Origin of the sequence: Methylobacter sp. Wu1 (assembly GCF_036553575.1) — a bacterium.
Lineage (GTDB): Bacteria > Pseudomonadota > Gammaproteobacteria > Methylococcales > Methylomonadaceae > Methylobacter.
Genome location: NZ_JAZHOC010000024.1, coordinates 1 through 9989 on the forward strand (window position 1 = coordinate 1; position 9989 = coordinate 9989).

Here is a 9989-nt window from a genome sequence, read left to right on the forward strand (position 1 = left end):
AATCAGGTCCGGCATTAATACCCATTTCCATAGACTGACATTGACGCATTGGTTTTATAGCCGCGTCTCGAACCAGTCCAAGTATTGGGCAAGTCCTTCAGCGCATTGCGGCCAGTGCTTTTTTCCAGCAAACCTTTACCCGATCCTACTCGGTCCAGGAATCCGACTTCCCCGTTTGGTCCCATGATCGCGATCCAGTAAGGTTTGTCTGCGGTCACAGAGGCGCCGGCAATCGAAACCGCGTTCCATGCATCAGGCTTAACCGTATTCAACTTGCCTTGAGCAACAAGAGCGCCAGGATGCCCTTTATTATCCTTATAGATGCCTGCAACCAATTGTGTCGCAGTTGTGCTGGCGTCCAGATAAACCTTCACTTGAGTTAGCACACCGGATTTCTTGGATACAGTCTGGTACGCTTGTGCAGTGCCTTGAGGTACGTATTCGACCCAAGGTTCTTCGTTTTTATCACCCATGACAAATTTCGGCGGATTTGAAACACTGATTGCAGTCTTCAAGTTGTACTGGACTTCCGCAGCGCTCAAGGCTCGATTATAAATTCGCACTTCATCGATAAGGCCCTTGAAATAGGCTCCCCAAGTACTGTTTCCTCCGATGCGCAGTTCGCCGTTGGATGCTTGAATCAGGCTTTTTTCTGCGCCTTTGGCGACTTCAACGCCATTCATATAAAGCCGTCCGTATTGTCCATCATAGGTCACCACAAGGTGGGTCCATTGGTTCATTGGCAGCGGGTTCGGGCCGGGGAGAACATGGTATTGTCCGTCATAAATTCCAGCAGCCGGTACATTAGCATCGGCATTAAGAAGGCCGTAGACTGCGCCACCGGATTGTTCCTTCGCAATCAACGCTTTTTCGCCAGCCTGAGACTGTGGGTTGACCCATGCCTCGAGAGTCATGCTGGTTGAAAGATCCAATGATGGGCTGTCTTTGATCGTGACCCAATCATTCACGCCGTCAAACTGCAGTGCTTGTCCATAACGGCCTTTGGCGATTCTGGCGGCTTCCCGAATAGTGCCATGATTGCCTTTGCCCGAGGCATCCGCAACCGTATTGCCGCTGGCCTCTTCAAATCCGTAGGCTGCCACCAAGCCATTATTACGGGTAACCTGGCCGGTAGTGCCTCCATTAGTCGCTCCTGCAGTGCCTCCGCTAGTGGCTCCATTAGCCGCTCCGCTAGTGGCTCCATTAGTGGCTCCGCTAGTAGCTCCATCAGCTGCCCCGCTAGTGGCTCCATTAGTGGCTACGGTAGTTTTTGCCGTGGCCGGTATTGTCTTACTGACTTCATTGGAGTAAGCGCTCTCGGTCTTCCGGGCCGAATCATAGGCCTTCACGGCGGCATAGTATGTGGCACCTTCTTTCGCTCCCGATATTGTGAGCGCGGTCTTGTTGCCGACATCAATACTCTCGGTGTACTTGCCGCTGCTCGGACCGTAGGAGACGATATAGCCGCCGACATTGGGGGACGGGCTGGCATCCCAGGCCAGATTCACGCTGGCTGCGAAAGGTTGGCTGCTGAACAGCAACAGGGCGAGTCCAGCGGGTCCAGGACGCAGAAAAAGCTTGCGTGAAGAGGTGTTTTTTAAATAACTGTTCATAATTGTTTCCATGGCCCTCTTAAATTATAGGAATCGGGCTTAAGGTTAATAGATGACTTTAAGATGTTATGGGGAAGATCAACTAAACGGATACAAGCTAGTCTTGTTTTTCTTTTTTGTGATAAAGGCGAAAAATAGAATTCGAAACAGCAAAGGAGCTATTTAAAAAATCACGCTAGCAAGTTGAGCATCAGTCCAATGATAAGTGTTTGTACTAATGGATATTCGTACTAAACGGCCGGATAATAAAACTGAATTTGTTACTTATCATCACTTATGGCCGTAACCTAGACGCCAATGGGATTGAAGGCTTACGCCACTCATCCAACTGGCTGTATGATCCCCATGAACCCAACATGTTAAAAGCTTCTAAAAGCGCTAATTGAGTTAAAAAAGATGTAAATATTTTTTCCTCTTTGTAACTAAAGCAGGACTAATAGTAAGCAGCATTAATTAAAACTCTCTTAAATCTACGTAAAATTACTTAAGTAGAAACACCTAATAAAATAGGTTAATGAGGCAATCAGCCAAGCCAATCCCAAGCCACAAGCGCTGAGGAGGCTATATTGGGTTGCCAATCCATTCAGGAACTGGTCATGTTAATGAAGTTTCAACCTCAATCAGGGCAGCTGATGCCTAAATTTTTCCAACAGTTTGTTACCGAAGTCTTAAGCGCGGCTATTTTTGGGAAAGATTGGCGGTTACAAAGAATTAACTGTTAAGAAAAGCCGGATTGTTGGATAAGACTTTCAATTTTTGAGAGCTTAATGGATAGGGAAGGGTAGCTTTCGAAATATTAAAAGTCGGATAGTAGACATGTTCAGGAAGAGAAAATCATTATGAACCATTATCTTGTAAACATTTTCTCGCGCGAGCAGTTTCCGTGCTTTGGATTGGTCGGACTCGCCCTGTTGTTCAGCAGCCAGCTTTTCGCAGCCAGCGTGAATCTGGCCTGGGATGCCAGCCCGTCCCCCAATGTCGGCGGTTATATCGTCTCCTACGGCCCGAGCAGCGGCAAGTACAGCTCAAACATTGATGCCGGCAACAAGACCGCGCTCACGGTGTGCGGATTGCAAGAAGGTCAAAAGTATTATTTCGTGGTGAAGGCCTATGATTCGGCCGGGAAGACCGAGAGCGCTTACTCCAATGAAGTCAGCAAAATAGTTCCTATTAAGGCGACGCTCATGGCGGATTTCACGACCAGTACAACCAGCGGCGCTCCAGGTTTAGTAGTGAACTTCACACCTGTCAGCAGCGGGACAATCATAAGCTGGCAATGGGATTTTCCAGGTTCCCTCACGCCTTCCGTAACCAACACGACTGCTGAAGTCGTCATTGCGACTTACCCTAATCCAGGAATGTATAGCGTAAGTCTGACATTGATCGGACCAAATGAAAGTGTCACCAGGACTAAGAGGAACCTGATTACCGTGGAGGCCAAGTGAGGAACTACCGGGGAAATCAAGTGAATGTCTGACGGACCTAATCAAGGAAAACATTTCAAGCTAGGGATCAGATGAGTTATATGGCTACACTAATGAGGTACATATAAGATGGATTTAGAAAAGATAAGCTATCCAATAGTGCTGGCTTGCGACGAGGCGTATGCTATGCCACTGGCAACTACTCTCAGGTCGATTGTAGAGGCGAATCAAAATAGCTGGCCTCTTGATTTTCACGTTCTCGCGAATGGCCTTTCTGACAATACACGACGAAAAGTTTTAAACTCCTTGCCCAAGGGATCTGCGTCGATCCGTTGGGTTCCAGTGGACTTGGAGCTTTTCCGGAAGTTCTATACCATGTCACATGTTTCCAAAATGACTTATGCGCGTTTTGTAATTCCCGAGATCTTTCCTGACTCCGTATCGAGAGTATTGTATCTGGACGCGGATATCCTCGTTCTCGATGATCTGGGGTCACTGTGGGAAACGCCTCTTGAAGGATTCATTGTGGGGGCCGTGCTAGACGGCATGGATTCACAGATTAAGCGGAGAGAGCCAGATCTCAAAGATGTACCTCGAGTCCGAGACTACTTCAACGCTGGCATCCTTCTCATTGATCTCCAACGCTGGCGGAAGGAGCAGATCTCAGAGAAAGCACTGGAATATCTCAATCTGTATCCCCATTCGCCCTATTCGGATCAAGACGCTCTTAACGTCGCTTGCGACGGCTTATGGAAAAAGTTGGATCCCCGATGGAACTTTCAGGATTATTACGAAAAACAAAGGCTCTTGGATATTATTCCCGAGCAACGGCCTGGGATTGTTCACTTTGTGTGGAAGTCGAAGCCCTGGAATGCAAGCATGCCCAACTTGAATGCTTCCTTCTACGATGCCTTTCGAAGTCGAACTTGCTTTGCTCGCACTCCCTTGGATAAGTTATTGGATACGCTTCAAGGCTATTGGCATCAATTGAAAGGCATTCTGAGACAATATCCTTTTTTACGGAACATTTGGAACAAAATTAGAGGTTCTGTTGCGTTAGCAAAGAGAGTGTAGGGTGGCTAGGGACACTCGTTACCGAGCGCCACCGGGTCATGTAATGATCAACAAAAACCGGACACCTGTTCAGGCAGCGTTTCTATAAAACTCCCGCTCGAACTCGATCGGGGATTGATAGCCCAATGTTGAGTGGGATCGGCGGCCATTGTAAAAAGCCAAATAGTCGATCACGCTCAGTTTCGCCGCTTCTTTAGTTTTGAATTTTTCGTAGTTGAGCGGCTCATGCTTCAAACTGCGAAAAAATCGTTCGGTCGGCGAATTGTCCCAGCAATTGCCTTTACGACTCATGGTTTGTTCCATGCCCATGACTGCCAGATGTTGGCGATATTCCCGACTTGCATACTGGCTGCCACGATCAGAGTGATGCAGCAGGTCGGGCGGCGGTTTACGTCGCCAGAAGGCCATTTGCAAGGCTTTGACACAGAGTGAGGTTTATACGTCTTCTGTTGCGCCTGAATAAACCCGTACTTTATTCGGCTTCTTTCGCAAAGAAGAGGGCGGCCTTTCTTAATATTTCGCGCTCCATCCGCAATTGTTCATTTTCCTTGCGTAACCGGATCAATTCATCTTGATCCGCCAGATTCAAACAGGATTTTTTCGTAGCCGATTCCTTGCCCGAAGGCTTGCGTTCTGCTCGCACCCAGTTGCGATATACCCAAATGATCGACGGCTTGTTGCTGACTGTAGCCTTTTTCAAGAACTAGCTTGGCTTGCACCTTGTTTGAATTCCAGACTGTATTTGGGGCGCTTGTGTGTTTTGTCGTTCGTCATGATCACCTCTACTGACAGTATAAAGTCTGCCTTTAGAAATGTCCGGTTTCATTAAACCATTTCAATAGCCGAGGGATTGCCAAGATCGGGCGTCACTTTTTTAAGCAGTGTTATCATTTCCTTGTGCGCGTCATCGCCAAGCAAAGGCAGAGGGCCTCCGCCATGGGAAAGGTATAAAACCGAGCCCCCTTGGAACACTGTTTGATTTGCCGCTCATGATAGCCGGGGTTACTTAATTTTTTCGATCGTGAAGCGCTGGTAACGGTGGGCAAAATCAAACGGCACACGCCGAATGACGTTCATCGCGCGTGCTGCGTCCGTATCGCCGGGCGCATAGATCAGCAAGAACGCGGAGCCTTGCTTGGCGGCTTCCAGATGGGCTTTCACCGCTTCATCACTCCAGCCCAACCGCGCCAGAAAGCCCTTATTATCAGCAAGATTACGTTGTGCCGCATCAGCCACTTCTTTGCATGTATAAAACTCGCAATCGGCCTGGTCATACCCGCCGGCCATGAGATCCCGCTGTACCTGCCGCGCATCTTCCTGGTTCGGAAACGCGACGACAAGATAGCCGAGCGGATAAAATATACCGAAATCGGTGCCTGGTCTATTCTCTGTTGTCTGATTGCGCATGACTCATCCTCTCTCGATAGCGTTACATTGAAGGTTTCGCTTTGGAAAGCATCAGCTAATCTGACAGTAGGCATGGGCGCTTAGTTTCCATTGAATCCTGGCTGGCTGACGCCAAGCCATGCCGGTCATTCGAAAAATCGCTTCAGATAAACACCGGTATGCGAGGCCGGATTTTCCGAAACCTGTTTCGGCGTGCCTTCGGCCACCAGCGTACCGCCGCCGTCGCCGCCTTCAGGACCCATATCGATGATCCAGTCTGCTGTCTTTATGACGTCCAGGTTGTGCTCGATGACGATGACCGTATTGCCGTGATCGCGCAGGGTATGCAAAACCGACAGCAACTGCTTGATATCGTGGAAGTGCAGGCCCGTGGTCGGCTCATCGAGAATATATAAAGTTTTGCCGGTATCGCGTTTGGAAAGTTCCTTGGCGAGTTTGACGCGTTGCGCCTCGCCGCCGGACAGGGTCGTCGCATTTTGCCCCAAAGTGATGTAGCTCAGGCCGACTTCGGTCAGCGTGTCCAGTTTGCGGGCAATGGTCGGAACGGCGCTGAAGAAGGCGGCCGCGTCCTCGACGGTCATATCCAGCACTTCATTGACCGTTTTGCCTTTGTAGCGTATTTCCAGTGTTTCGCGGTTGTAACGCTTGCCATGGCAGATGTCGCAGTTGACGAAGATGTCGGGCAGAAAATGCATCTCCACTTTGATGACGCCGTCGCCTTTACAGGCTTCGCAACGGCCGCCCTTGACATTAAAGCTGAACCGGCCCGGCGTGTAGCCGCGCGAGCGCGCTTCGGGCGTAGCCGCAAACAGTTCCCGTATCGGCGTGAACAGGCCGGTATAAGTGGCCGGATTCGAGCGCGGCGTGCGGCCGATCGGGCTCTGGTCGATATCGACAACCTTGTCGAAATAATCCAGCCCTTCAATGGCATCGCAAGGCGCCGGAACGGCGCCTGCACGGTTGATCAGACGCGCCGCATGACAATACAGCGTATCGTTGACCAGTGTGGACTTGCCGGATCCGGACACGCCCGTGACACAGGTCAGCAAACCGATAGGGAAGGCGATATCGACATTTTTCAGGTTATTGCCGCGCGCGTTGCGTATGACGATTTGTTTATCTTTATCAACGGCCGTCAGCGAATCGGGTACGGTAATTTCGATTTTGCCCGATAAATACTGACCCGTCAGAGAATCTTTATTGGCGAGTATGTCTTCCAGCGCGCCTTGGGCGATGACGCGCCCGCCGTGGACGCCGGCGCCGGGGCCGATATCGACGATGTGGTTCGCCGAGCGTATGGCATCCTCGTCGTGTTCGACCACAATCACGGTATTGCCCAGATCGCGCAGGCGGAACAAGGTATTCAGCAGGCGCTGATTGTCGCGCTGGTGCAAGCCTATCGACGGCTCGTCCAGCACGTACATGACGCCGACCAGTCCGGCACCGATCTGGCTGGCCAGGCGTATGCGCTGCGCTTCGCCACCTGACAGCGTTTCGGCGCTGCGGTCCAGCGTCAAGTAGTCGAGCCCCACGTTGACCAGAAATTCCAGGCGCTCCTGAATTTCCTTGACGATTTTTCCCGCAACTTCGCCACGTTTGCCGGTTAATTTAAGGTGCTTGAAAAAATCCAGCGATTTGCGGACAGGGAAGCGCGTCAGATGATGAATCGGTAAATCTTCAACGAAAACATTTCTGGCCGAGATGTTAAGCCGCGCGCCGCCGCAGACATTGCAGATCCTGTTGGACAAATACTTCGACAGCTCTTCCCGGACCATCTGCGAATCGGTTTCATGATAGCGCCGCTCCATATTGGCGATGATACCTTCGAAGCTATGACGCCTTTTCTTGGCGCCGCCGGTGCCGGTCATGAATTTGAATTCGATGGTCTCATTGCCGCTGCCATACAGGATCATCGATTGAATATCATTGGGCAGTTGCGAAAACGGAATTTCCGGATCGAAGTTGTAATGCTTGGCCAGCGAACAAATGATCTGGTAATAATAGGCATTGCGACGATCCCAGCCGCGAATCGCGCCGCCGGCAAGACTGATGTCGGGATTGTGAATGATCAGATCGGGGTCGAAGTACTGCCGCACGCCCAGGCCGTCGCAACTGCTGCAGGCGCCTTTCGGGTTGTTGAATGAGAAGATGCGCGGCTCCAGCTCGTTCAGGCTGTAACCGCAATGCGGGCAGGCGTAGCGCTCGGAGAACAGCAGCTCCGTGCCGTTATCCATGCAGGCAGCGACAGCGATACCGTCGGCCATGCGCAGGGCAGTCTCGAAAGACTCGGCCAACCGTAGGCTGATATCGTCGCGAATTTTAAAGCGGTCGACAATGACTTCAATGGTGTGCTGCTTTCTCAGATCCAATGCCGGCGCTTCATCCAGGTCGTACACGACGCCGTCGATACGGGCTCGAATAAAGCCTTGCGCGCGCAGGTCTTCAAGCAACTGGGTATGTTCGCCTTTACGCTGGCTGATGACCGGCGCCAGCAGCATCCAGCGCTGGTCCTGGGGCTGGGCAAGCACCTGATCGACCATCTGGCTGATCGTTTGCGCTTCCAGCGAGACCTGATGCTCAGGGCAGCGCGGCGTGCCGGCCCGCGCATATAATAATCTTAAATAATCGTAGATTTCGGTAATCGTGCCGACGGTTGAGCGTGGATTGTGCGAGGTTGATTTCTGCTCGATGGAGATTGCCGGCGACAAACCTTCGATATGGTCGACGTCAGGCTTTTCCATCATCGACAGAAACTGGCGGGCGTAGGCGGAAAGCGATTCAACATAGCGTCTTTGGCCTTCAGCGTAAATCGTGTCAAAAGCCAGCGATGACTTGCCGGAACCGGAGAGCCCGGTGATGACAATGAGTGAATTCCGGGGCAGATCAAGATCGATATTTTTCAGATTATGCGTTCTGGCGCCACGTATGCTAATGATATCCATCAAATAATTCCGTCAATCAAAACAACTTTATAATATACGTTCAAAATAGGCATGATTCAACGCGGCAGACCAATGGACATTCAGATGGATGATAAGCTTTGGGTTACTACTTACAAATTTAGGGTTATTATCTACAATTTTACATAATATACAAAATACCCTTATTCCCTGCCTCTTGAATCATCCATAAAAGCGCTTCTAGCCCATTTGCGCTAAGGCTTCCACTAATAAAAACGCTGGCCGCTATTCCTGATCTTTTGGAAATATTTTCCCATGCTTTCCTTATTACGGGGTTGTTAGATCTTTGAGCTGTTGCGGCCAATAATACTTCTTCATATTCAATTTCCAGTGCTTCAGCAATTTTTAATGCTGTTGCGTCTGATACGCTTCCGCCGCTTTTTATCATCGCAATTGATGCGCGCGTTAATCCTAGAAATTCACTTAGTTTATTATCCGAAGGAATGTTCAATTTCCTTTTAACATCAATCAGATATTCATACATGGTTTTCATTTTGTTACCTCTCGTTTAGTGTTTGTGTTCAATTTACTTTGACATATAAAAATGCACAATGTTAAATTTATTTTGAACGTTAAATTTAAATTTACCATAGAGGGCAAGCTATGAATGATTCAAACAGAGAAAAAAAATTATTTAATGCTTTGTTGTTAATCCTTGGTGTTTTCATTGTTGGCTGTTTTTCCGGTTATACCTTGGCCGGTGTTGAGCTTATTCACGCTTTATCAACAATGGATAAATCAGGCTTTGGCGCTTGTGTTCTTCCTTCAGAATCAAAAGAGGGCAAGCTATGAACATTAAAGAACAATTAGAAGCAGCGAGGGTTTTGTATTATCAAGCTCTTGATCTGACTTCTTCATTGAATAATGCGGCTTATCAAACTCAATATAAATCAGAGCGCCATGACCGTTTGGAGCGTTTGATTCTTAAAAATAAAGTACGCATTCATTTACGCTTTGATCGGGTTTTGAAATTGCACGATGCTTATATTGCTGAGCTTGGTCAAAAGGATGCCTCATTCAAAGATTCTTCTTTATCGGATTCGACAGGCCTTGCCCTGTCCCCTGCTCAGCCTGTCGAAGCTGTAGGGCAGGGGGCTTCTTATGAATGTTCTGTCTGTCTTGATACAGGTTACGTATGGGATAACGACGAATATACCAATGTTCCATGCCGCGATTGTGGTGCATGGTTTGAAATTGGAGTACCTCAATAATGCCTCGCCAAATGAAAAACCTGTCGCCTAGCGACTTCTCTGAGTTCTGCATTCGTGTGCATGACGCCTCAGCTTCTTTGATGGATTTCGAAGACTACTATGAATGCTATTTCGAAGTACTCCAGTTGCTTTGGTGGAATGCCGACATAGATTTGCCGTTAGCCATTAACACTCAAGGTGGAACTAAACAACCACCCGCTCAAGCGGGTGGGTTCGAATAACGGACTGAAAGTCCGGATACGCGTCGACTAAACGACGCGTCTTAATCCGGCTCCATTTTAAAATTATCGTTTGGGTTAG

General features: G+C 49.2%; 9 protein-coding genes and 1 pseudogene. 4 read left to right on the forward strand and 6 right to left on the reverse strand.

The window, feature by feature from the left end:
- Positions 1 to 14: 14 nt before the first annotated feature.
- On the reverse strand, positions 15 to 1625 hold the full coding sequence (locus tag V2P20_RS02390) for a LamG-like jellyroll fold domain-containing protein (protein WP_331815753.1): 1611 nt from the start codon (positions 1623 to 1625) through the stop codon (positions 15 to 17).
- A gap of 827 nt (positions 1626 to 2452) precedes the next feature.
- Here V2P20_RS02390 and V2P20_RS02395 point away from each other — a divergent pair.
- Both V2P20_RS02395 and V2P20_RS02400 read left to right on the forward strand, forming a co-directional pair.
- A complete protein-coding gene (locus V2P20_RS02395) occupies positions 2453 to 3058 on the forward strand; it encodes a PKD domain-containing protein (protein WP_331815755.1) in 606 nt (201 codons plus the stop codon).
- 108 nt (positions 3059 to 3166) lie between these two features.
- The gene (locus tag V2P20_RS02400) at positions 3167 to 4111 is read left to right on the forward strand and encodes a glycosyltransferase family 8 protein (protein ID WP_331815757.1); all 945 of its coding nucleotides are present in this window, start codon (positions 3167 to 3169) and stop codon (positions 4109 to 4111) included.
- A gap of 69 nt (positions 4112 to 4180) precedes the next feature.
- Here the strand turns inward: V2P20_RS02400 and V2P20_RS02405 are convergent.
- The 5 genes and pseudogenes from V2P20_RS02405 to V2P20_RS02425 all read right to left on the reverse strand — a co-directional run.
- A pseudogene (locus tag V2P20_RS02405) lies at positions 4181 to 4531 on the reverse strand (integrase core domain-containing protein); the annotation flags it as partial.
- A 52-nt stretch (positions 4532 to 4583) separates the two neighbouring features.
- Positions 4584 to 4811 (reverse strand): hypothetical protein, encoded by a 228-nt coding sequence (locus tag V2P20_RS02410; RefSeq protein ID WP_331815759.1) that lies wholly within the window; start codon positions 4809 to 4811, stop codon positions 4584 to 4586.
- 302 nt (positions 4812 to 5113) lie between these two features.
- Entirely contained in the window at positions 5114 to 5518 is a 405-nt protein-coding gene (locus V2P20_RS02415) for a hypothetical protein (protein WP_331815761.1), read from the reverse strand.
- Positions 5519 to 5643: 125 nt separating this feature from the next.
- Positions 5644 to 8460, reverse strand: a complete 2817-nt coding sequence (uvrA, locus tag V2P20_RS02420; protein ID WP_331815763.1) for an excinuclease ABC subunit UvrA — start codon at positions 8458 to 8460, stop codon at positions 5644 to 5646.
- A 139-nt stretch (positions 8461 to 8599) separates the two neighbouring features.
- Positions 8600 to 8971: a helix-turn-helix domain-containing protein gene (locus V2P20_RS02425; RefSeq protein WP_331815765.1), complete on the reverse strand. Its 372-nt coding sequence runs from the start codon at positions 8969 to 8971 to the stop codon at positions 8600 to 8602.
- Between the two features lie 110 nt (positions 8972 to 9081).
- On the opposite strand from V2P20_RS02425, the gene V2P20_RS02430 reads away from it, so the two are divergent.
- Complete coding sequence (locus tag V2P20_RS02430) at positions 9082 to 9270, forward strand: hypothetical protein (RefSeq protein ID WP_331815767.1); 189 nt, start codon at positions 9082 to 9084, stop codon at positions 9268 to 9270.
- Positions 9267 to 9689: a hypothetical protein gene (locus tag V2P20_RS02435; RefSeq protein WP_331815769.1), complete on the forward strand. Its 423-nt coding sequence runs from the start codon at positions 9267 to 9269 to the stop codon at positions 9687 to 9689. The genes V2P20_RS02430 and V2P20_RS02435 overlap by 4 nt, the downstream gene beginning before the upstream one ends.
- The last annotated feature ends 300 nt before the right edge of the window (positions 9690 to 9989 follow it).